Origin of the sequence: Caballeronia sp. NK8 (genome assembly GCF_018408855.1) — a bacterium.
GTDB lineage: Bacteria > Pseudomonadota > Gammaproteobacteria > Burkholderiales > Burkholderiaceae > Caballeronia.
The window spans coordinates 473,923-495,805 of sequence record NZ_AP024324.1; the positions used below are offsets into that span (position 1 = coordinate 473,923).

General features: G+C 61.0%; 23 protein-coding genes and 1 pseudogene. 9 read left to right on the forward strand and 15 right to left on the reverse strand.

Features of this window, described 5'->3' with window-relative positions:
* The first annotated feature begins 191 nt into the window (after positions 1–191).
* On the forward strand, positions 192–1,697 hold the full coding sequence (locus NK8_RS23820; RefSeq protein WP_213230554.1) for a DASS family sodium-coupled anion symporter: 1,506 nt from the start codon (positions 192–194) through the stop codon (positions 1,695–1,697).
* A 139-nt stretch (positions 1,698–1,836) separates the two neighbouring features.
* On the opposite strand, the gene NK8_RS23825 is transcribed toward NK8_RS23820, so the two are convergent.
* The 5 genes from NK8_RS23825 to NK8_RS23845 all read right to left on the reverse strand — a co-directional run bounded on the left by NK8_RS23825 (position 1,837) and on the right by NK8_RS23845 (position 5,932).
* The gene (locus tag NK8_RS23825) at positions 1,837–3,111 is read right to left on the reverse strand and encodes a hypothetical protein (protein ID WP_213230555.1); all 1,275 of its coding nucleotides are present in this window, start codon (positions 3,109–3,111) and stop codon (positions 1,837–1,839) included.
* Positions 3,112–3,270: 159 nt separating this feature from the next.
* Positions 3,271–3,789, reverse strand: a complete 519-nt coding sequence (locus tag NK8_RS23830; protein WP_213230556.1) for a hypothetical protein — start codon at positions 3,787–3,789, stop codon at positions 3,271–3,273.
* Between the two features lie 50 nt (positions 3,790–3,839).
* On the reverse strand, positions 3,840–4,760 hold the full coding sequence (locus NK8_RS23835) for a CsgG/HfaB family protein (protein WP_213230558.1): 921 nt from the start codon (positions 4,758–4,760) through the stop codon (positions 3,840–3,842).
* An 18-nt stretch (positions 4,761–4,778) separates the two neighbouring features.
* Positions 4,779–5,216 carry a curli assembly protein CsgF gene (locus NK8_RS23840; RefSeq protein ID WP_213230560.1) on the reverse strand — a complete coding sequence of 146 codons (438 nt, stop codon included), beginning with the start codon at positions 5,214–5,216 and terminating at the stop codon, positions 4,779–4,781.
* 53 nt (positions 5,217–5,269) lie between these two features.
* Positions 5,270–5,932, reverse strand: coding sequence for a CsgE family curli-type amyloid fiber assembly protein (locus NK8_RS23845; protein WP_213230561.1), 663 nt, complete (start codon positions 5,930–5,932; stop codon positions 5,270–5,272).
* Positions 5,933–6,263: 331 nt separating this feature from the next.
* On the opposite strand from NK8_RS23845, the gene NK8_RS23850 reads away from it, so the two are divergent.
* On the forward strand, positions 6,264–6,587 hold the full coding sequence (locus tag NK8_RS23850) for a DUF4148 domain-containing protein (RefSeq protein WP_213230562.1): 324 nt from the start codon (positions 6,264–6,266) through the stop codon (positions 6,585–6,587).
* A 153-nt stretch (positions 6,588–6,740) separates the two neighbouring features.
* Here NK8_RS23850 and NK8_RS23855 read toward each other — a convergent pair whose 3' ends face one another.
* Positions 6,741–7,526, reverse strand: coding sequence for an IclR family transcriptional regulator (locus NK8_RS23855; RefSeq protein ID WP_213230563.1), 786 nt, complete (start codon positions 7,524–7,526; stop codon positions 6,741–6,743).
* Positions 7,527–7,715: 189 nt separating this feature from the next.
* On the opposite strand from NK8_RS23855, the gene NK8_RS23860 reads away from it, so the two are divergent.
* Both NK8_RS23860 and NK8_RS23865 read left to right on the forward strand, forming a co-directional pair.
* A complete protein-coding gene (locus NK8_RS23860) occupies positions 7,716–8,999 on the forward strand; it encodes an MFS transporter (RefSeq protein ID WP_162069142.1) in 1,284 nt (427 codons plus the stop codon).
* 4 nt (positions 9,000–9,003) lie between these two features.
* Positions 9,004–9,450, forward strand: a complete 447-nt coding sequence (locus NK8_RS23865) for a type II 3-dehydroquinate dehydratase (RefSeq protein ID WP_162068542.1) — start codon at positions 9,004–9,006, stop codon at positions 9,448–9,450.
* A gap of 70 nt (positions 9,451–9,520) precedes the next feature.
* Here NK8_RS23865 and NK8_RS43700 read toward each other — a convergent pair whose 3' ends face one another.
* The 5 genes and pseudogenes from NK8_RS43700 to NK8_RS23880 all read right to left on the reverse strand — a co-directional run bounded on the left by NK8_RS43700 (position 9,521) and on the right by NK8_RS23880 (position 13,239).
* A complete protein-coding gene (locus NK8_RS43700; protein ID WP_367657799.1) occupies positions 9,521–10,366 on the reverse strand; it encodes an SDR family NAD(P)-dependent oxidoreductase in 846 nt (281 codons plus the stop codon).
* On the reverse strand, positions 10,296–10,628 hold the full coding sequence (locus tag NK8_RS43705; protein WP_367657800.1) for a substrate-binding domain-containing protein: 333 nt from the start codon (positions 10,626–10,628) through the stop codon (positions 10,296–10,298). The genes NK8_RS43700 and NK8_RS43705 overlap by 71 nt, the downstream gene beginning before the upstream one ends.
* 107 nt (positions 10,629–10,735) lie before the next feature.
* A pseudogene (locus tag NK8_RS43710) lies at positions 10,736–11,422 on the reverse strand (LacI family DNA-binding transcriptional regulator); the annotation flags it as partial.
* Between the two features lie 29 nt (positions 11,423–11,451).
* Positions 11,452–12,795 carry an MFS transporter gene (locus tag NK8_RS23875; RefSeq protein WP_225936360.1) on the reverse strand — a complete coding sequence of 448 codons (1,344 nt, stop codon included), beginning with the start codon at positions 12,793–12,795 and terminating at the stop codon, positions 11,452–11,454.
* Between the two features lie 72 nt (positions 12,796–12,867).
* Positions 12,868–13,239: a tautomerase family protein gene (locus NK8_RS23880; protein ID WP_213230565.1), complete on the reverse strand. Its 372-nt coding sequence runs from the start codon at positions 13,237–13,239 to the stop codon at positions 12,868–12,870.
* Positions 13,240–13,651: 412 nt separating this feature from the next.
* On the opposite strand from NK8_RS23880, the gene NK8_RS23885 reads away from it, so the two are divergent.
* Entirely contained in the window at positions 13,652–14,083 is a 432-nt protein-coding gene (locus NK8_RS23885) for a MarR family winged helix-turn-helix transcriptional regulator (RefSeq protein ID WP_213231531.1), read from the forward strand.
* Here NK8_RS23885 and NK8_RS23890 read toward each other — a convergent pair.
* On the reverse strand, positions 14,067–14,507 hold the full coding sequence (locus NK8_RS23890) for a thioesterase family protein (RefSeq protein ID WP_213230566.1): 441 nt from the start codon (positions 14,505–14,507) through the stop codon (positions 14,067–14,069). The two genes, NK8_RS23885 and NK8_RS23890, sit on opposite strands and share 17 nt — an antisense overlap.
* 20 nt (positions 14,508–14,527) lie before the next feature.
* Positions 14,528–15,841, reverse strand: a complete 1,314-nt coding sequence (gene hisD / locus NK8_RS23895) for a histidinol dehydrogenase (protein WP_213230568.1) — start codon at positions 15,839–15,841, stop codon at positions 14,528–14,530.
* A 186-nt stretch (positions 15,842–16,027) separates the two neighbouring features.
* On the opposite strand from hisD, the gene NK8_RS23900 reads away from it, so the two are divergent.
* Positions 16,028–17,074 carry a LacI family DNA-binding transcriptional regulator gene (locus tag NK8_RS23900; protein ID WP_213230570.1) on the forward strand — a complete coding sequence of 349 codons (1,047 nt, stop codon included), beginning with the start codon at positions 16,028–16,030 and terminating at the stop codon, positions 17,072–17,074.
* 62 nt (positions 17,075–17,136) lie between these two features.
* Here the strand turns inward: NK8_RS23900 and NK8_RS23905 are convergent, their stop codons facing one another.
* Positions 17,137–17,946, reverse strand: a complete 810-nt coding sequence (locus tag NK8_RS23905) for an SDR family oxidoreductase (protein ID WP_213230572.1) — start codon at positions 17,944–17,946, stop codon at positions 17,137–17,139.
* Positions 17,947–18,157: 211 nt separating this feature from the next.
* On the opposite strand from NK8_RS23905, the gene NK8_RS23910 reads away from it, so the two are divergent.
* Positions 18,158–19,105 (forward strand): GlxA family transcriptional regulator, encoded by a 948-nt coding sequence (locus NK8_RS23910; protein WP_213231533.1) that lies wholly within the window; start codon positions 18,158–18,160, stop codon positions 19,103–19,105.
* Positions 19,106–19,116: 11 nt separating this feature from the next.
* Here NK8_RS23910 and NK8_RS23915 read toward each other — a convergent pair whose 3' ends face one another.
* Complete coding sequence (locus NK8_RS23915) at positions 19,117–19,512, reverse strand: tautomerase (protein ID WP_213230574.1); 396 nt, start codon at positions 19,510–19,512, stop codon at positions 19,117–19,119.
* 199 nt (positions 19,513–19,711) lie between these two features.
* On the opposite strand from NK8_RS23915, the gene NK8_RS23920 reads away from it, so the two are divergent.
* Positions 19,712–21,157, forward strand: a complete 1,446-nt coding sequence (locus tag NK8_RS23920; RefSeq protein WP_213230576.1) for a beta-1,3-glucanase family protein — start codon at positions 19,712–19,714, stop codon at positions 21,155–21,157.
* Positions 21,158–21,342: 185 nt separating this feature from the next.
* Positions 21,343–21,831, forward strand: coding sequence for an Hcp family type VI secretion system effector (locus tag NK8_RS23925; protein ID WP_162068551.1), 489 nt, complete (start codon positions 21,343–21,345; stop codon positions 21,829–21,831).
* The last annotated feature ends 52 nt before the right edge of the window (positions 21,832–21,883 follow it).

Genomic DNA, 21,883 nt, shown 5'->3' on the forward strand with positions numbered 1-21,883 from the left:
GCAGCGCCTCGCTGTACGCATTGCGTTTCCTTCCGTCACCCGTCGAATAGTATGCATGCGCGTGTACGTCACGACAGTTCAGCGTCTCGTCTTCATGAAAGCGCGGGAGAGGCAAGCTGCCCATTGCCAAATGGACCTCCCTGAACTATGTTCCAGCGGACGCGAACAACTATTCCGGGAAGGATCGCAGAATGCTCACGAGACTAAAAGCGACGTTCCGCTATTTCAACAACGTTGTTCCGTTCCGACTTGGCCCCGCGCTGATCACGACGGCCGTGCTTGTAACATTGCTGCTGTTACCCGTGCCCGAAGGGCTGAAGCCCAAGGCCTGGGGCCTCGTTGCCATATTTCTGACAACAATCGTCGCGATCATTTTAAAGGTCATGCCGATCGGGGTCATGGCGGTGATGGCAATCGTAGTTCTCTCGCTGTCACAGGTGACCTCGACCTCGTCCAAGGGGGCGATCGCCGATGCGCTGACCGCCTTCGACAGTCCGCTGATCTGGTTGATCGTGGTGGCCATCCTGATCTCCCGCGGGCTGAAGAAGACTGGTCTGGGCAGCCGCATCGGCCTGATATTCATCTCACTGATCGGCAAGCGCACGGTAGGCATCGGCTATGGTCTGGCCGTCTGTGAACTGGTGCTGGCGCCGTTCACACCGAGCAATACCGCGCGCGGTGGAGGTATCGTGCATCCGGTCATGAAGTCGATAGCCAACGCGTTCGACTCGGATCCGGCCAAGGGCACCGAGGGCAAGGTCGGCACCTACCTGGCGATGGTCAACTATCACGCCAACCCGATCACTTCGGCGATGTTTCTGACCGCCACCGCGCCCAATCCGCTGGTGGTGGACTACATCGCCAAGGCGACCAGTCAGAGCCTGCATCTGACCTGGACGAGCTGGGCGCTGTGCATGCTGCTGCCCGGCCTGCTATGCCTGCTGGTCATGCCACTTGTGATCTATGTGCTGGCGCCGCCGCAAATCCATGCCACACCCAATGCAGTAGCGTACGCCCGCGCCGAACTGGCTAAGATGGGTCCCATGTCACCGAAGGAACTGGTCATGTCGGGGACCTTCGCGCTGCTACTGCTGCTCTGGGCCGACGTGCCGGCGATGGTGTTCGGTACGTCGTTCGTCCTGGATCCGACAGTGGTCGCCTTTGTCGGCCTGTTTCTGCTGATCATCACCGGCACCATTGACTGGGACGATGTGCTGTCGGAGAAGAGCGCCTGGGACACGCTGGTGTGGTTTGGCGCGCTGATCATGCTGGCCGAGCAACTGAACAAGCAAGGCGTGATCACCTGGTTCTCGGAAGCCATGAAGGGCGCGATCGTTGCCAGCGGCATCGGCTGGGGCGCCACTGCCACGATCCTGGTACTGGCCTTCGTTCTTTCACACTACCTGTTCGCCAGCACGACAGCGCACATCAGTGCGATGATGCTCGCCTTCCTGACGGTCGGGGTGCACCTGATTCCACCTGAATATGTGGCGCCGTTCATGCTGATGATGGCGGCCGGCTCGGCGATCATGATGACGCTGACCCACTATGCGACGGGCACCTCGCCGATCATCTTCGGTAGCGGCTACGTCACGATGGGTACCTGGTGGCGCGTCGGTTTTGTGATGTGTGTGGTGGAGCTGCTGATCTTCGCGGTGGTCGGCAGCCTCTGGTGGAAGATGCTTGGCTTCTGGTGAAGCCGTAGTCGTCCTGCTTCCGCCTGCTTACCGCATGGGCGCCGGTCCGCTGACTCGCCGGAGCTGCCAACGAAAAAACGGGCGGCGAGCAGCCTCGAAAGCCGCTCCCCGCCCGTGCATGGCTCAGTTCGCGTCGTGCTTACTTCTGAACGATGTTCGCCTTGTTGAACGCACCGGCCTGATTGACGACCGTCGCATTGCCCACGCCGCTTTGTGACGTCGTAGCCGTGTTGGCGAAGCCGACTTGCGTGATCAATGCCGTGTTGTACGAACCCGCTTGCGAAGCGTTCGCGCTGTTGAGGTCGCCGACTTGCGCGATGGTCAGATCTTCCTTCGCGCCCGACTGCGATGCCTTGATGTCGTTGTAGCCGCCGAGCTGGCCGGCCAGCAGCGTGGATTCGAACGCGGCCTGCTGCGTCAGATCCATCTTGTTGTGCCCGCCGATTTGTGCCGCGATGACGGTGTTGCCGCTTCCGTAGTTCTGGCGCGCGGCTGCCTTGTTGGTGTCGCCGTCCTGAATCAGGAGCGCCGTGTCGTTCGACGAACGGATCTGGTCGACATAGCCTTCGTTGTATTGCGAGCCGGTCTGGATGATCGTCGTCGTATCGTTGGTGGCGAAGCTCTGGTTGATCTGAGCGTAGTGCGGTGCGTTCGCGCCGCTCTGTACGATCGTATTGGTGTTGTTGCCGCCGTATTCCGAGTGGATGCGCGAACGTGCCGCGTCGCTTTCCTTGATCGACGCGTGATCGCCCACTTCCGACCATTGCTCGATCGTCGCGTCCGTGCCACCGCCCGTTTGCTCGACGCGCGCATGGTTGTAGCCGCCGTCACGCTGCTCGATCGTCGCGATGCCCGCCTTGTTGCCTTGCAGGATGTCGACCGTGTTGGCGACCGTGTTGGTCTGCGTGACCGTCGCCTTGGCGCCGTCGGTCTGGCCCGAGGTCATGCCCGTGCCCTGATCGATGTTGACCGTGTTGTAGGCCGAGCCGTTGCGGGTGATCGAAGCCGTCGCGTTCTTGCCGGCTTGCTTGACCGTATCGGTGTCGTACATCGACGACGTTTGCGAGATCGTCGCGGTGAGGCTGTTGCCGTTTTGGCGGACCGTCGTGTTCTCGCCGACCGTCTGCTTTTGCGTGACGGTCGCGTTCAGCTTCGACGCACCCTTGCCGTTCGCGGTCTGCTTGATATCGGTGACGTTGTAGCCGCCCGCGTCCGAGCTGACGCTGGCGTTCGCGCCGTCCGCGGTTTGCAGCACGTTCACCTTGTCGTTGTGCGAATTCGTCTGCGTCACACCTGCGGTGTTGCCATTGCCGAACTGGTTGACCGTTGCGCCTTCGAAGCTCGAATCAGCGAATGCCGACGTCGAAGCCAGTGCTGCCAGACCCATAGCGATAGTGATTGCCTTGACTTTCATTTTTATGCCTCGTTGATTGATGTTTTATTTACAGCAATTCGTAACCCTAAAGGTCGCCAGCCCCCGCCGACGACCGATTCCACCCTACCCACCACATTCACACTGAAATCAAACTTCCTGGCCCCCTCGCTCCGGCATATCACCGGGAAGGATCACTGCCTACTTCATGAGGACTGCCGCCCTCGCACCGCCGGTCTGCGTGACCGACAGTCCCGAGCCATTACGGTTCTGCAGAATGGAAATCTCGTTGTTGGCGCCGAGCTGCGTCACCTGCGACGACATCGAGTTTCCGATCTGCGTGACCGTTGCTTCATTACCGCTGCCGCTCTGCACCGCGATCGAACGGTTGTACTGTCCCGCCTGATACCCGGCGTACTGGTTGGCGACGCCGCTTTGCTGCAGCACCGTCCAGTTATCGTTGCCCGCCTGCGCCGTCGCCGCCGCATTGGCGATGCCCATCTGATTCGCCATCAGGCCGTTATGTCCGGCCTGGACGGCGTTCAACCGGTTGGCCGTGCCCTGCTGCGATACACGCGCCACCTGTGTCGCACCACCGAAACCCGGCTCGGGCGGACCGAAGTCCGACACCGACGATAGATCGGCGGCATACACCGCGAGCGATACGGCCGCGCCGAGCGCTGCACACAGCGCGGCTTTCGAGGCGCGCAGTGATTTCATGCTGGTCTCCTCCTGTTCAGTTTCGCTTGGCTACCCATTCGGCAGCCGATTCAGCTGCCGATGGTCTTCGGCGGATCGATCTTCACCGGGCTATACGGCGGATTCACGTCTTCCATCGTCTGCGCGTAGCCCTGGTTTTCCTGCAGGTAGCGCTGCATCGTCGGGTCGTACCAGTCCTCCATGTCCTTGAGCGCCCAGGTCTGGTTCGCCACGCCCTGCACGATCAGATGCACGAGCGCCGATTCGATCGCCTCGTTCACGCAAAGCTGCTGCGGCTCGTTGCGCGTCATGCCGGCTTCGGCCTGCAACAGATCCTTGAAGCCGATGAAGCGGTACACGCCCGTATCGATCTGAATCGAATAGATGGTCTTGGTCGTCGACACGCTGTTCAGAATCGTGCCGTTGCGGATATCGACCGCGCGCAGGTTCACCGTTACCTGATCGACGCGATATTGCTGCGACGCCGATATCCCCAGATACGCGACACCCGCGCCGCCCGTCCGGATGTTGGTGTCATACCCGACGATGCCGCCTTCGAGCACGATGCTCGCGGGCGCCAGCGCGCCGATCTGGGGAATCGCGTTCTTCTTGTCGTCGGGCGTTTCGAGCGCGCGCATGATCTTGCGCTCGGTCAGCAGGTCCTGCAGATTCTCGCGCTCGACCGGCGTGAACCAGCCGGAATCGCGCATCGCCTTGACGAGGAACGACGCGCCGCCCTGCGTCACCTGCGACGAAAACGAACTGTCCGGCGACGGCTTGTACTGACCGGTCAGATCACGAAAGCCATACACCGCCGCGACGATCCTGCCCTTGGGCGATGGCAGATGCGTGAGGTCGCGCGTGACGCGCGTCGGCGGTGTGAGCGTGGCGTTGCCGGCGGAAGGCATCGGCGTGGTGACGCAACCGGTGAGCAGCGCCGACGCGACGATGACAGCGCCCATCGCAGCGGTCCTGAAAGCATTCTTGTTCATTGCGTGTGTGCTCTCGCGTTACTGGCCGTTGCCGACGATGAACGTCGTGGATGCGCCTGTGGTCTTGTCGGTCGTCGTCACTTGCAGATTGCCGCCCGTGACTTGCGAGATTGCGATCGAGAAGTTGCCCGTGTTGATCGTGCCCGGATGAAGCGTGCCGTCCGTGCCGACGATCGAACTCGAAATCGACGACGCGACGCGCGACAGGATCGCCTGCTGCAATTGCGTGTTGAACTGATCGAGCGTCGACTGGCTGCCCGCGCCGAGACTGGCGGTCGACGGATCCTTGTACTTGTTCTGCGCATTCGCCTCGTTCAGCAGATTAGGGCCATTCAGCGGATTGCCGCCGAAGTTCGGATTCACCGGCTCATAGACGAGCGAGGTGGCGTTCGCGGCGAGCGGTATCGTCAGCGCGCAAGCGAGCAGCGCGCGTTGCAGGAGCGCATTCGTTTTCATCGTGATTCCCCGTAGGTTTTTGGCCTTACTGCTTTATTTTTTGTGATGCGTTTTTATAGTTCGTCCGTGGCCATGTCGGCGTCACGGAACAGCAGACGGGTCAGGTCCGCCTGCATGACATTCTGAAAAGCGATCTGCGCCGCGCCTTCCGCCACCGGCTTCACGTTCGAGCGGGCAATCGGCAGGAACGCCTGAAATACGCGGCGCTGGTTGTATTCGACCCACACGAGGCTGCCGTAGCGCGCGGAAGGACGCTCGTGAACCGAGACGATGTAACGGTCGGACAGGGGAATCGTGCCCCACGCCTGCGCGAACCAGGTGTAGAAGTCCTGCCCCGCGAGCGTCACCGTATCGGTCGTCACGACGCCGCCGAGTTCGTCGGCGAGCGGCTGCTTGCCTTCGATGTCCGCCGTGCGGGCGCGCGGCGTGCCGGACAACGTGGCGCTCTTGTCGAGCGACGACGCTGCGTTCACCGTGCCGCGCGGCGTAAGAGGCGCGCCACTCGGGGCGGGCTGCGCCGTCGTGTTGCCGACGGGACTGGGCGTCGGCGTGCTGGGCAGCGAAATAAGCGGTTGTGCCTGGGGCGTCGCGTTGATGCGTGCATCCGGAGGCGCTTCCGCATCCTGCGCACTTGAATGCGTAGTGACAACAGACGCCCCGATGCACACCGCAATGACACACGCTTTCAGGCGCAGATTGTTCTTCTCTCGCTGCATGACTTCCCCGTATGTCCATGACCGCTATGGTGCGGTTTTCGGACGTTCTGTCTTAAGCGTTTCGCTTTTTGTATTTGTACGACGGAACGGATTTTCCGTAATTACTTGTAACCATAATGTTGTCCGCCCCACATTCGAACGCCGAAAGATGCAAGGAACGAGGCATTAAAAGAAAGCGTTTTGTCGACGCTTTATTTGCGTGGCGTAAGAAAACGTTTGCTCCGCGCAGACAGGTCGTATCGAAGTTGAAGGCTTGACCGCATAGACTTCGATTGCCAGTAACCGAAGCATGCATCGGCCACGGGACCCTGGCATCCTCAAGGAGGTCACCATGAAATCATTTGCGATGGCAATCGCCGTAGCGTCGGCGCTTGCGTTGCCCATTGCCGCGCTCTCGCAGACGGACGCGACACCCACGCGTGCGCAGGTACGCGCTGAACTGCAGCAGTTGGAGCAGGCCGGATATGACCCGGCCAAAGGTGATGACGCGAATTATCCGGGAGACATTCAGACTGCAGAAGCGCGCGTTTCGAGCCAGAACGGCGCAACCGCTTATGGTGGAATCACCCCAGGCTCATCTGCATCCGGCTCTCGTATCATCACGCGCCCGGCGTCGACGGACGAAATGAAGCAACTCTATTTTGGAGGCCAGTAGCGCGTTCTGTTTCTATAGGAGTACAAGCTGTAAGGCCCAGTCAGCTCGTCTTGGCGGCGAACACCATGTCGCTCCTCTCGACTATTCTCGATTCTTCACTGCTGTTACCTGTGATGGAAATCAGGATTCCGGAGCGCTTATGGCTCTTCCGGCTCATCCCTTGCCGAGCGGCGGCCGACTCGGGAAACCGGCCAGATTGCTCAACTGGGCCAGCTCGTTGGCCGCCTCTCGCAGGAGAACCGAGTATTCGTGAATCTTCTCGACCGTCAGCCGCACCCGCGGACCCGCCAGGCTGATGACGCCGACGCAACGCGAGCCGCTGACAACGGGCGTCGCGACCGCCGACATGCGCGGCGCAAAAACCTCGTCGATCATCGCGTAGCCGCGCACGCGCGCGGCGTGCAGGAAACCCAGCAGCGCCTTGAGTGTCGTTGGCGCATTGGGACCGAACTCGTTCGGCTGTCCGAAGCCCTGCTTCAGGACGAGCGCAGCCGCCTGTTCGTCGGTCATCGTCATGAGCCACGCGTGTCCGGTCGATGTGCATGAAAGCCGCGCCGCCTGGCCCATGTCGGGATCGTAACGAAAGCCGGTGCGCTGTCCATCCGCCTTGCCCACCCAGATGATCGCGTCACCGTCGACCAGCGACAGCCGCGCCAGCTCGCCCGTGTGCGCCGCGACGCGTTCGATGATCGGCTGGGCGATATCCGCGAGGCCGGTCAGGCTCAGGAATTCCAGGCCGTTCGACGTCATACGCATCGTCAGGATATAGCGGCTGTGATCGGTCAATTGCCGCACGTAACCGCTCTCGACCAGTTCGGCGAGCACGCGATGGCACGAGCTGCGCGGAATGCCCAGCGCATCCGCGATGTCGACCAGCCCCGCGCCTTCGCCTTGCGACGCGAGGAAATCGAGCATTCTCAGGCCATTCTTGAGCGACATGATCGGTCTAATTTCATGATATGAAATGCAGTTCCGGTGCGGAACACCTTGCTTTCGGAGCGCAAACAATAGCATCTGTTCGCCACGAGACGCGAACGTTACGACATACCGAGAATCCAGGAGACACCCATGTCAGTTATCGCTGACCCAAACCTTGCCGCGGGCGAACGATCCGCACAGGCTCACCAGATGGCGCGTCGCGCGGTAGCGGGCGCCACCGTCGGCACGGCGCTGGAATGGTTCGACTTCGCGTTGTACGGCGTCGTCGCTGCCACGATCTTTCCGAAGCTATTCTTTCCGTCGCTCGATCCGACCGCCTCGCTGCTCGCGTCGCTGGCGAGCTTCTGGGCGGGGCTCGCCGCTCGTCCGCTCGGCGCGGTGATCTGCGGCATGCTCGGCGACCGCTGGGGACGCCGCAACCTGATGCTCGTTACGGTCTCGGTGATGGGCGCGTCGTCGTTCCTGATGGGGCTGCTTCCCACTTACCAGCAAGTCGGCATTCTTGCGCCGACGCTACTGGTCTCGCTGCGCATCATTCAGGGCTTCGCGCTCGGCGGGGAATCGACGGGCGCGCAACTGATGGCGGTCGAACACGCGTCCGCGACGAAACGCGGCCTGTATTCGGGCCTGCTCGGCATCTGCTCGCCGCTCAGCCAGATCCTCGCCAACTTCGCCCTCTTTGCGTTGTCCGCTCTGCTTTCGGCCGACGACTTCGAATCGTTCGGATGGAGGATCCCGTTCCTCGCGAGCTTCGTGCTCGTGCTGCTGGGCATCTATATCCGCATGAAAGTCAGCGAGACGCCGGCCTTCGAGGCGCTCAAAAAGAAAGGCGAAGGTGCGCGCGCCGCGAATCCGCTCGGCATCGTGTTCAAGTTTCACTGGCGAACCGCGCTGCGCCTGACGCTGTTCTTCTGCGGCCCGGCTGCGCTGTTCTACCTGATCGTGGTGTTCTCGCTCAGCTATCTGACCAAGAACCTCGGCGTGCCCAAACAGACCGGCTTCATGCTGTTGATGGTCGCCAATGTCTGCGCCATCGTGGGCGCGCTGGCAGGCGGCTATCTGAGCGACCGGATCGGGCGCAAACGCGCGCTGCTGATCGGCTCGTTTTGCACGCTGATCTGCTGCCTGATCTACTTTCCGATCCTCAACCAGCACTCGGTCGCAATGACGATGGCCGTGATGGGCGCCTTCCTCGGCTTCACGCAGTTCCAGAGCGGCATTCAGCCCGTGTGGTTCGCCGAGTCCTTCCCGACCGAGGCGCGTTACACGGGGTCCGCACTGTCCTATTCGGGCGCCAACCTGCTCACCGGCGGGCCGATGCCGATCGTCGCCGTGGCGCTGCTCAACGCCTTTCATGGTTCACCGTGGGCGATCGTGGCGGTCTGCGGCTCGCTGAACCTGCTCTCCTTCCTCATGATCGCGACGTCGCGGGAAACCAAAGGCACCGCCCTCGAACGTAGCGCTACACACTGAAACCATGACTCGCAAACTCTACATTCTCAATGGCTCCAACCTGAACATGCTGGGTTTGAGGGAGCCTCACCTGTACGGCACCACCACGCTGAAGGATATCGAGCAGAACTGTCTCGCGCTGGCCGAGGATCTCAAGTTCGACTGCGTTTTCCGTCAGACCAACAGCGAGAGCCAACTGATCGACTGGATTCAGGAAGCGTTCCTGCAGGATGCGGCGCTGATCATCAACCCGGCCGGCTTTTCTTTCGGACGGATTCCCGTGCTCGACGCAGTCAAGCTGATCCGCCGTCCGGTGGTGGAAGTGCACATCACGAACATTCACCGTCGCTCCGAGGAGTACCGTCACTCGACGATCTCGGTCGCCGCCACCGCGGTGATCTGCGGGGCTGGCGCGAACGGCTACTTGCTGGCGATTCGCTCGGTTGACGACCTCTGGAGCAGTCAGAGTTAAATCTGCCTCTCGTTTTATCGATCAAGCGGACTCCGCAAGGAGTCCGCTTTCGCCTCGTTAAGGACGAACGCTACTGCGCCGTCCATCCTCCGTCGATACGCAGACTCGTACCGGTGATCATTGCGGCGGCGGGAGACGCGAGATAAAGCACCGCCGCAGCCACCTGTTCACTTTCGAGCAGACGGCCCATCGGAATCCGGTCGAAGACCCAGCGCCTGAACTGTTCGTTCTCGAAGAACGGCTGCGTCATCGGGGTATCGACGAACGTCGGTGCCACCGAGTTCACGCGTATCCTCGGCGCAAGCTCGACTGCCGCCGCTTTCGTCAGCCCTTCCATCGCGTGCTTCGTCATGCAGTACACGGATCGATCAGGCGCGCCCACATGCCCCATCTGCGACGATATGTTGATGATGGCGCGGTCACCGGTCGCGTCGCCTTCGAGCATCTTCAGAACGGCCGCGCGCGTTGCCAGAAACGTCGCCCTGACGTTCAGGCCGATCACGAAGTCCAGATCTGAAGTTTTGACGTCCGCGAGTCGCGACGGGATGTTGGTGCCCGCATTGTTGACAAGGATGTCCAGGCTGGGCAGTTCAGCGAATGCCCGCTCCAGTTGCTCATCCTTCAGAAGATCACAAACCAGTGGAGTGCAGGCGCCACCGTTTCGATGGATGCGACTAGCCACTTCGTCCAGCTCCCCTGCTTCCTTGCTCAGCAGATAGACGTGTGCGCCGGACCCGGCGAGCATCGAGGCGATATCCGCGCCAAGGCCACGGCCCGCGCCCGTCACAACAGCGGTCTTACCATCGAGACTAAAAAGTCCGTTAGACATAGGTTCCTCCCGGATTTCAAATGCGGTTGATTGATTGTTTCGCCGGCTGCATCCACACCGTGCGCCCGCCGACTTGCGACAACCCATTCGGAGGAAGGCGAGCAGAGTCGCGCACGACCAGTTGACCACTGACGATGCGTGATCCAGCCGATGAATCACGTCCACTGCAGGCATCGACGAGTATCGCAACAGCGCTGTCCACCATCTCGTCCAGGGGCTGTGAGAAGGTGGTGAGGCGATACGCAGGTGAGGCTGCAAGCTGCGTGTCGTCAAAACCCACAATGGAAAGCGCTCTGCCAACGTCGAGACCAAACTCGCTGCGCGCGACATCGATCGCCGCCATCGCCATCTGGTCGTTAGCGCAAAAGATGGCGTCTGGTCGCGTGTCAGCCTCAAGAAAAGTTCTCGAGTGGCGCGAGCGGCGTCCTCGACGGTGTAGCTTCCGTGGACCGTGAGCGGTGGCACGGCGCCCGCCCGATGGAGTCGCTCGCAGAACCCTGCCTCCCGGTCACGACTGGTCGATGACGAATCGAGGCCAGCCATGAACGCAAAGCGATGGTGCAAACCAGCGAGTAAAAAGGACCCAATGCAGGCCGCGCCCGCCCGGTTATCCCCTGTCACGCTCGATACCACGTCGCTATCCGTTTTTCGATTGACCATCACGACAGGCAGGCCAACCTCCGCACACTCTTCCGCAAGACGAGAGGAGAGTTGCGCTGATACGAGCACCAGCGCATCGAGCCGATAGCGCAGGATCTCTTCGAGAATCGGATCGGCAGACGTTCCATGCCGTGCTGTGAACAGCATCACGCGATAGTCGCGCACGGAAAGCGCCGCCGACAGCGCATCGATCAGAGCGGCATAGAACGGATTGTTCAAACCCGGTACGACGACGCCGACAATGCGCGACTTTCCCGTGATCAACGAACTTGCGATGAGGTTGGGCCGGTAACCCAACATGGTCGCTGCGGCGAGCACCTTCGCACGCGTCCGGTCGGAGACGCTCGCGCCGGGTGTGAAGACGCGAGACACCGCCGACTGCGAAACGCCCGCGAATCGCGCGACTTCATGGCCGGTGACGGGACGCCTGAGCTCCCGTGGTCGCTTCTTCTCGGGCATGTCGCTAGTCGAAAGTTGCTTCATTTTTTCTTCGCGTCTTGACGGATCGCGGCTCAACCTTCACGCGTATTGCCTGCCGGGATCAAGCTGGCTACTGACGGCGCGTTGCGTTCGCTGGCGACCCTTGCGAACAGCGCACAGACGAGCGTGATCGCTGCCGCAACCATTGCGAAGATGGCCACGGGTGTGTAGTCGCCGTACTTCGCGAGCAGCGCCGTAGCGATCAATGGCGTCGGCGCACCCGCGACCAATGCGCCCAACTGGAACCCGATCGTCACTCCGCTGTAACGCACCTCCGGGGCGAACATTTCGGCGAACCATGCGGCCATCGGAGAGAACACGGCAGCGTGAGCAATTGTGAGCACCATGATCTCCGCGAGCAGGATCATCGTCGGGTTTCCCGTGCCTACCATGTGGAAGAAGGGGAACGGCGCCACCACCGCGACCAGTGCGCCAAAGACGACCACCTGCTTTCGACCCAATTTGTCAGATAACGCGCCGAAGAAAGGCTTTGTCAGCAATTCGAGCGCTGCGGCGATCAGGATGGCGACGAGGACCGTTTTCCGCGGCAAGCCCAGGTGGCTCGTCATGTAGGTCAGACCAAACGTCGTGAACACGTAGTACAGGATGTTGTCCGCAAAACGAAGCCCAGCGGACAACAAGATCGCTCTCGGAAACCTTCGAACCGCTTCGACGATCGGCAGTTTGACGGTTGCATCGCTGTCGAGCACCTTCTTGAACGCAGGCGGCTCTTCGATGCGGAGTCGGATCACGAGACCAACCGCGACAAGTACCGCGCTGAACAGGAACGGAACACGCCAACCCCACGCGAGGAACTCCGTTTCGGGCAGGCGACTGGCCAGTTCCATCCCGCCCACCGCCATGCACAACCCCGCGGGAAGTCCCATCTGAGGGAAGCTGCCATAGAGCCCGCGCCTGTTCGGGTTTGCATGTTCGACAGCAATCAGCGCGGCCCCGCCCCATTCGCCGCCTACGGCCAACCCTTGCACGATGCGCAGCAGGATCAGCAGAAGCGGCGCAGCAAGTCCGATGCTGTTGTATGACGGCACGAGTCCGATGAGCGTGGTCGAAATGCCCATTGCCAGCAGCGTGGTGACCAGCACGAACTTGCGCCCGACACGGTCGCCAAGGTGGCCCGCGACGATGCCGCCAAATGGTCGTGCGACGAACCCGACCGCGAACGTGCCGAAGGCCAGAAGCGTCCCGGTCAACGGATCTCCACCAGGGAAATACAGCTTGCCAAACACGAGTGCCGAGGTGATTCCGTACAGAAAGAAGTCAAACCACTCAATGGCACTTCCGATAAAACTGGCGATGGCGATCGTCAACATTTTCGGTGAAGAATGCCCTGCCGCAGTCGAGCGCTTGGTATCCAAACCCGTCTCCTAATGCATAGGTATGCAAAGATTTATGAACCTGTCTACAGCTTGTATCAGGGATGCTGTCGATCACGCGTAGGGAGGGTCGGGCAGCTGCTGGCCGCCGCGAATGATGAACTTGGGGTTGTATTCGAGCAGGCCTGTCTCAATACGGTCTTCTGATATGCCCGCATGGTCGCTGAAAATCGCGCTCACCTTCCTGACCAGCGTGAGCTTTGCCTCGTCAGATCGACCCGCGCGAATATTGCACATGATGAGCGTGTCGCCACCCGGTTCTCCACCCACATAGCTGCTTTCGGACGACAGATCATTGAAGACCACGCTGATGATTTCGAGCGGCGACTTGATGGTCTCGTTCACGGCGATGGTGATCGCCTTGGCGATCTTGCGCTTGACGTCGACGTCCAGACCGGCGCGCGTGTTGCAAACGATGATGGGCATTTTCGATAACTCCTTCGAGACTGGTTAAGGTGTGCAGCAGGCAGTACAGCGCGAATACGTATGCGTTTTTCGAGAAGCGCCATTACCGTTTCGCGCCAGGCAAATCACTCTGTTGCATATACATCTATATGAGCGCGGCATTTCCGCGCAAAACCGATGGCCACGACAACGCGTGCTCTGCCTCGGTTCCTTCCTACCCTTCTCACTCGCTGCTCCGGACCGTCATACCAGTACCGGTCCGATGTAGATGTACCCGCAACTGATGTATATGCAACAGTCTAGTTCGATTCGGCGGGTCTTCAACCTAGTGAGAACCCGAAACACCCTCCTCTTTCATTGATTCGACGTGTCTTGTCCCGAAGTGCTACGATTGTTGCATATACACTGATCAATCTTTCGAGAGGGATTGTCGATGTTCACAGAATGCTATTGCACCCAGTTCAGGCGCTCGGCGAATGCCCTGACGAGCATTTACGACGACGCTTTGCGACCGGTGGGTCTGAAAATCACCCAGCTCACGCTGTTGCGTGGGCTCGACCGCCTTGGTTCGGCGACCTACAACGAGATTGCGGCCGAGTTGTCGCTCGACAAGACGACGATCTCGCGCAACATCAAGTTACTGATCGACGCGGGATGGGTCGAGGTATCGAGCGATGAGGATGCGCGCTACAAACTGGCAAAGCTCAGCCCCACAGGTGCCCGCGTCTTGAAAGAGGCCGAGCCGCACTGGCGCGCGGCGCAGGCTCAAGTCGAGAAAGAACTCAAGAAGTACCTGAAGGGGCCGGCCAAGAATGTGCTTCTGGAGGCACTGGAGACGCTGCAGCACGTCAGCGGCGAACGATAATCTGATGGACCGCGTGTCGCAGTTCCTCGGACAGCGGCACGGGCCTTCGCGTGCGACGGTCGACGTAGGCGTGAACGAACGTGCCATGCGCGAACGACTGATCGCGGTCGTTTCTGAAGAGACTGATCTCGTACGTCACGCTGGTCGTCCCTACTCTGCTTACGCATAGCCCGCAGGTGACGAGGTCCGGAAAAACGACCTCGTCGAAGTATTCGCAGCTCGTGCGTACGACCAGACCAACAGCCTCACCGCGAACGGGGTCCAGGAGGCCTCGTTCGACGAGCCATCCATTGACCGCCGTGTCGAACCACGTGTAGTGAACAGCATTGTTCACGTGCCCGTAGATGTCGATGTCTTTCCACTGGGTGTTGACCTGACAAAACCAGTGAAAGTCACTTCGAGGCCGTGGCCTGGTCCGTGTCATGAGCGTCTCCGTGGCGGCAGTTACGCGGGAACAGCCGTGCCATACGGCACGTCGCGGTTGCCGAAGCGGCGCACGCGGATGTTCGCTTGCTCGCCGTGTGCGATCATGCCCTCGATGGCGCACAGTCGCGAGCAGTACGAGCCGATCAGCGCGCTCGCTTCGTCCGTCAGCACCTTTTGATACGTGCAGGTCTTGATGAACTTGCCGACCCACAGCCCCCCCGTGTAGCGCGCGGCCTTGCCAGTCGGAAGCGTGTGATTCGTGCCGATGACCTTGTCGCCGTACGCAACGTTGGTGCGCGCGCCGAGAAAGAGCGCACCATAGTTCTTCATGTTTTTCAGGAAGTAATCAGGGTCGCGCGTCATCACCTGAACGTGCTCGGATGCAATGCGATCGGCCACCGCGACCATTTCTTCGAGCGTGTCCGCCACGATCACTTCGCCGTAGTCGCGCCACGAAACCCCGGCCGTGTTTGCCGTCGGCAGAATTTCGAGCAGGCGTTCGACTTCGGCGATGGTGTCCTTGGCCAACTGCAGCGAGTTCGTGAGGAGAACGGCCGGCGTGTTGAAGCCGTGCTCCGCCTGACCCAGAAGGTCCGTCGCGCACAGTTCCGCATCGACGCTGTCGTCGGCGATCACCAGCGTTTCAGACGGCCCTGCGATCAGGTCAATGCCGATGCGACCGAACAATTGGCGCTTCGCTTCCGCGACGAACGCGTTGCCCGGTCCAACCACCATGGCGACCGGGTCGATCGTCTGCGTGCCGAGCGCCATCGCGGCGATGGCCTGGACACCGCCGAACGTATAGATCTCGTCTGCGCCGCCGAGGTGCATGGCGGCGACCACTGCCGGATTCGGCTTGCCACCGACCGGCGGCGACGCGGTGATGATGCGGGGAACACCCGCCACTTTCGCCGTCACCACACCCATGTGTGCCGAGGCGACCAAGGGAAACTTTCCGCCAGGGACGTAACACGCCACGCTGTCGACCGGCATGTTCTTGTGGCCCAACACCACGCCCGGCAGCGTCTCGATTTCGACGTCACGAATCGACTCGCGTTGTGCCTGGGCAAAGTTGCGCACCTGAGCCTGCGCAAACTTGATGTCGTCGAACTGCCCCGGAGACAGCGTGCGAACACAGCTCGCGATTTCGTCTTCCGACAGTCGGAAGCGCTCCGGTGACCAGTTGTCGAACTTCGCCGAGAGTTCGGCGACTGCTGTGTCGCCACGCGATGCAACGTCGGCGAGGATGCCGGTGACCACGTCACGAACCTTGGCGGCGTCTTGCGAGGACGCTTCCGCGCTACGACCATGCTTCAAGTATTGGATTGCCATTTGCATTTCCTTTCTGCGGGGTGACCGAGGAGCAGCGTGACTCGGAGGTTGGAAGGCTTGCTGCGTTGATGCAAATGTAGCGCAATTTTTTCTGCAAAATTTGCGCAAATGCTCCACACTTACCCTAGAAGCCCGCATCCACAGCGCGATCGGCGCCTCTCCTGTACAACCTCACAATGCAAATTTATGCAAACCACCAGCCGCTCTTCAGTTCGCTCGAAGGCTTCGAAAGTCCGCCTCGAGGACGTTGCCGAGCGCCTCGGCATCTCGGTGTCCACCGTGTCGCGTTCACTGGCGGGACACCCCGCCATCAGTAGCGATACCCGTGGCGCCGTGCAGGCGGTCGCAGCCGAAATGGGATATCGACTGCCCTCACAAGGTCGGTCCACGCGCAAGTCAGCGACCAAGCTGATCGGGGTGGTGGTCGGCGCGCTGCACAATCGGTTCATGACCTTGTTGCTGACGCATCTCCATGACGCTCTGCAGGAGTGCGACTACCAGATCACGCTGATGATCGATTCGATGAACGACTCGGAGAACCTGCTCGCGTTTCGGCCCCTGATCGACGGCTATCTCGATGGGATGATCTTCGCCACCGCGACGCTCGACTCACCCGTGGTGGCAGAGATGCAAAGGCGCGGCATTCCCCTTGTACTCGTCGTTCGGTCTGTCGACGATGTGAGGGTCGACACGGTCGAAGTCGACAACGTTCACGCCGGCGCCCTCGCGGCCGAGCATCTCTATCAACTGGGTCATCGCCGCATCGGGCTGATCATGGGTTCGCAGAACACGTCGACAAGCAGAGACCGCGTCAAAGGGGCCTTGCAGTGGCTCGAGGGAGCGGGCGTAGCGCCGGCATCGGTGCCGTTGATTCATTGCGACTACACCAGCGAGGCGGGGTATTCCAGCGCCATCGCGATGTTGAGCGACGATAACCGGGTCACCGGCATCGTCGCGGGCAACGACACGATTGCGCTCGGCGTGCTCGAAGCAGCCAAAAGACAGGGCATCGCAGTGCCGCAGCAGCTCTCGATCATCGGCTTTGATGACATGCCGCTGGCTGGATCGCCTCTGGTCGGATTGACGTCGATCCGGCAGCCCGTTGAAGCGATGGCGCGCACCGCCGCCCGCCGACTCGTCGAGCGCATTCGAGCCGGAGGAATGGGCGCGCCCGTCCACGATGTCTTGCCCATCCAACTGGTCCGTCGCGAAACAACGGGGCCGATAAGCTAAAAGAAATCAGCTATCCGAAAAGCCTTGCGCGCCGATCGCTTCAGCAACGTCGATTGGCGGGATTACCGGGTCGTCCCGGCACTCGACGCGTAGCGCGGAGCGGCCTTGGCATTCGCGAATCTGGGAGCCAGCGCGCGACGGTCCGCTTCCCACTTCGTCCAGTCGTCGCCATCGTGCAGCGTCGGGATAGTCACGAGTTCGCCGTTATCGAGCCCGACGAGTGCTGCATCGACCAGATCGTCTGCTGTCATCGTGCTCGCCGCTTCCTTCTGCTTCGAATAGCCCGCCACGTCCCAGAACTCGGTTGCCGTCGCTGCGGGCAGCACGGTCTGCACACGCACACCCTTGCCCGCGAGGTCGCGCTGCAGCGCATGGCCGAAGCTCAGCACGTACGATTTCGAGGCGCTGTAGACGCCGTTCAGCAGTTCGACCGCAATGCCGACCACCGAACTGATGTTGATGATGGTGCCCGCGCCCCTTGCGGCGAACGCAGGCGCGGCTGCATAGGTGAGGCGCGTCAGCGCCGTGATGTTCAGGCCGATCATCGATTCCATGGCGTCGACATTGCCATCGAGAACCGATGCGACCGAACCGACGCCTGCGTTGTTCACCAGCATCGTGATGCGCTGGTCTTCGTGAAGCATGCTTTCGATTTTCGCGAGCGCAGCCTTGTCGTTGAGATCCGCGGCAACGGTTTCGATCGAGCGGCCCGTCTCTTTCGCGAGGCGCTCTGCGAGCGCGTTCAGTCGGGTCTGGTTACGCGCCACCAGAATGAGGTCGAAACCGCGCCTGGCGAGGCGGTCTGCGTAGATGGCGCCAATGCCGGCCGATGCGCCCGTGATCAGCGCGAAACCTTTCGTAGAAGCAGTCATGATCGTTCCTTTGAGTGGGTTGGAACCAACAGGGTGTCGGTTCATGGAGTGGATTCTGACCTTGACCGCCGACGACCTCAATGCCATATATGCAATGATTCAAGCCATCGACTGTCCTTGCTCCCGATTCGCAGATTCGACGACGGATGGACCGCACCGCTGTCTGTTTCATGCTACCTTCAATGAATCAGGCCATGACTCGCGGGACATCGTGCATACCGTCGGACTTCTCGTCTATCCAGATTTTCAGTCGCTCGCGCTTGCCGTGGCGAGCGTCTTCGAATACGCCAACCTGCTCCGCGACGAAGCGGCATACCAGTTCACTATCGTGTCCGAGCACGGCGGACCGGTCGCCTCGTCTCAGGGGTTTTCGGTTCACACCGAACCGCTTGCCAAAGAGGGCTACGACACGCTGATCGTGGCGGGCGACAACGAATGCCGCCTTCCCTCGGCTGCGCTGGTGGAATACCTTCGGCAAGCACCGCGGCACTCACGGCGTATCGCTTCGATCTGCACGGGTGCGTTCGTTCTGGCTGCTGCGGGTCTGCTGGAAGGTAAGCGGGCAACGACGCACTGGTTCCACGCGCGCGCCTTCCAGACGCAGTATCCGGACATTCAACTCGAAGAAGATCGCATCTACGTTGTCGACGGGCAGATATGGACATCGGCCGGTATGAGCGCGGGCGTGGATCTCGCGCTCGCGATCGTCGAGAACGACTTCGGGCTGGAGACCTCGCGTATGGTCGCGCGCAAGCTCGTGCTTTATCAGCGACGCGGGGGCGGCCAGTCGCAGTTCTCGGCGCTGCTGGAGATGGGAGCGCGCTCGGACCGCGTGCAGATGGCGCTCACCTATGCGAGCGAAAATCTTGCAAGCGATTTGTCGGTCGAGCGACTGGCGGAAGCGGCACGGCTGAGTCCGCGCCAGTTCAGCCGCGTATTTCGTGAGGAAACGGGTCAATCGCCCGCCAAGGCGATCGAGCGGCTTCGCGTTGAAGCTGCTCGGCTGATGATGGAAACGACTCGTCACCCGATCGAGATCGTCGCGAGAGAGACGGGCTTCGGTGACCGCGAACGCATGCGTCAAGCCTTCCTGCGTGCATTCGGTCAGCCACCCCAAACCATACAGCGGGCGTCAGGTATAACGCCGCTCGCGTCTTAGAGTCGCTCGCCTCATTGTTCCCCGGGCGTCCATTCCGGGCTGTAGCCACCGAGTGCCGGGTGATACATTTCATCCCCCGTATGCTGGGTGAATTCGACGTTGAGCCGGTCTTCACGAAGGCCGAGAATTTCGATGCAATGCGCGCAAAGCGCTTTGGCCACCTCCATACGCAGTTCGGGCGCCCTGCCCTTTCTGATATCCAGCATCATCACCGCGACCGGCGTGGGCTCTTCACCGGCTTCGGGAATCCGCCAGACACCTCCATCACCCAGTTCTCGAATTGCGACGCTGATACGCCTGATGTCCACCGACATCATCCGCGCGTAGGTCTCGCTCATCTTCAGCGCCAGGCGCCGCTTGTCGTCCACTGAATAGTGGCCGCATACATCCAGTTGCAGGTAGGGCATGGTCGTCGCACTCCTCGAAAATTCCATTCTCGACCGGACGCGGGGCCGTTCCAATGTCGCATGCGCAAGGTTTCCGGACACGCAAGCTCCGATCCGCGCCAGGCCTCAAGCCAGCGTCCTGGCATGCCGATAACCCGATGAGTTTATGAACTGCGAGTTGTGCCGCCCTTAACCCTATGTTCCGATGAAGGACCCGAAGATGACGACCAAAAGCATCAGCCGACGCACTTTTCTTCTCGGCATGGGGGCATCGGGCCTCCTCGCCGCATGCGGTGGCGGTTCGAGTTCGAATCCGGCGTCGGGATCGACTGCGTCGTCGTCAGCGCCGCAGGCGGGCGGCATGCAAGCCACCGCGAAGACGCCGCTGACGCTCGATCTCACGCAAACCGATTTGCCTGCCGGTACGGCCGTCTACGCCTATGTGATCGGCGAGACGAGTCTCACCTCCGGCGTGACGCAGTACTGGGTGGACTCGACCGGCACGCCCCACGTGATGAGCGCCGCCGACAACACGATCGCCTCGAAGACGTTTCCCGGCTCGTCCGCGCTGCCCGGCAGCGAAGCCGCGGTGCTTGCCGAAACCTATCCGCTCGCATGGGCCGATTACAGCATTCCGCTCACGGTCGGGTCGAGCTTCGTGCTGGATCTGTCGAAGCTCAACGCAACGAGCGTTCCGGGTCTGGGCACCGGCACGGCGGCGTTCAGCGGCCGCATTTATCTGTCCGTCGGTGTGCCGAAACTGCCGTTCACGGCGCTCGGCAGCAGCGCTTACACCGCCCCGGTGACCGTCGACGGTCCCGGCTCACTCACCTTGTTCGACTGGATCGAATTCTCGTTCGACAGCGAGGGCAATTTCAACGGCAACACCACGCAAGTCGATCAGTTCGGCTTTCCGCTGTTGCTGAGCGGCACGCCGGGCGGCGCGCAGCAAGGCCGGTACGATGCGTCGCGTCCGTCGATCCTCGAGGCGGTATCGAAGCTGCCCGCCGCGTTCTACCTGCCGCAGAGCGTGCCCGCGCCGTCCGCCTTTCCGGCGGCGCTCGCGGTCAACGGCAGTGTCACCTTGCGCGCGCTGTCGCCCAAGAGCATCTCGGCGCAGAACCAGTACAACGGCTCGCTGCTGACGTATTTCGACCAGACCATCGAGAACTGGTATCAGACCTGGGCCACCACGCCGCTGTCCGTCACCGATCTCGCGACGGGCACCTACACCGGCATCGTGCAATCCGGTGTCGGCCTGACGTTCTACGCCGGTTCGACTGCGAGCGGCACGGCGGCGTTCACGGTCGGTGGCGCGGGCACGCCCGGCATCTCCAGCTATGACGTCTGGCAGTGCGCGAATACGCTCGCGACCGGCAGCGACGCCGCCAAGAACGTGCAGAAGATGCTGGCCGCCGCGTTCAACCGCGGCGTGATGTCTAACACGCTCGCCGATGCGACCTGCAAGAACGACGCAGCGACCTTCTATCAGATCGCCAACCCGAACACACTGGTCTTCAATCCGTGGGCGCAGTTATTCCATCGACTGAGCTCCAACTCGCTCGCCTACGCCTTCCCCTACGACGATGTCTGCGACCAGAATCCGTCCATCGGGCTGACGGCGACGCAGTCGGTCACGATCACGCTCGGGAAGTTCTTCAGCTAAGCGTTCTGCGCGCTCACGTCCATGATGCAAGCGGGCCGCGCTCGAACGCTTCGCCGAAGCGGCGCGAGCTCCATGTTTCATTCGTAACCTGAATCCGCTTTTCTGAAACGCGACCGTAACGGCGCGCCCACAGAATACCTCTCATGCGCTAAACGAACCGCGCCAAACAAACCGGAGAACAAATCATGCCGATGCCGTGCTACCTCACTCTCGAAGGCCAAAACCAAGGCAAGATCGAAGGCTCGAACAAAGTTCAGGGTCACGAGGGAAAGATTCTCGTCCAGGCCGTCGATCACACCATCGAAATTCCGAAGAGCCCGCAAACCGGTCTGCCCACGGGCAAGCGCGTGCATGGCGCGATGACGATCACCAAGGAAATCGACAAGTCGTCGCCCAAGCTGTTTCAGGCACTGACCTCGGGCGAGCAGTTGAAGGACGTGTCGCTGGAGTTCTATCGCATCTCGCCGAAGGGCACGGAAGAGAAGTACTACACCGTGAAGCTGTCGAACGCGATTCTGACGAATATGAAGTCGTGGACGCCGAATGCGCTGGACCCGAGCAACAAGCAATTGGGACACATGGAAGACCTCGCCTTCACGTACGAGAAGATCACGTGGACGTACGAGCCGGACGGTATCGAAGCCGAAGACTCGTGGCTTGCGCCGAAGGCCTGATGGTGGGTTGATGGAAGTAGGCCGCCTCTTGAACGAGGCGGCCTTTTTTTGT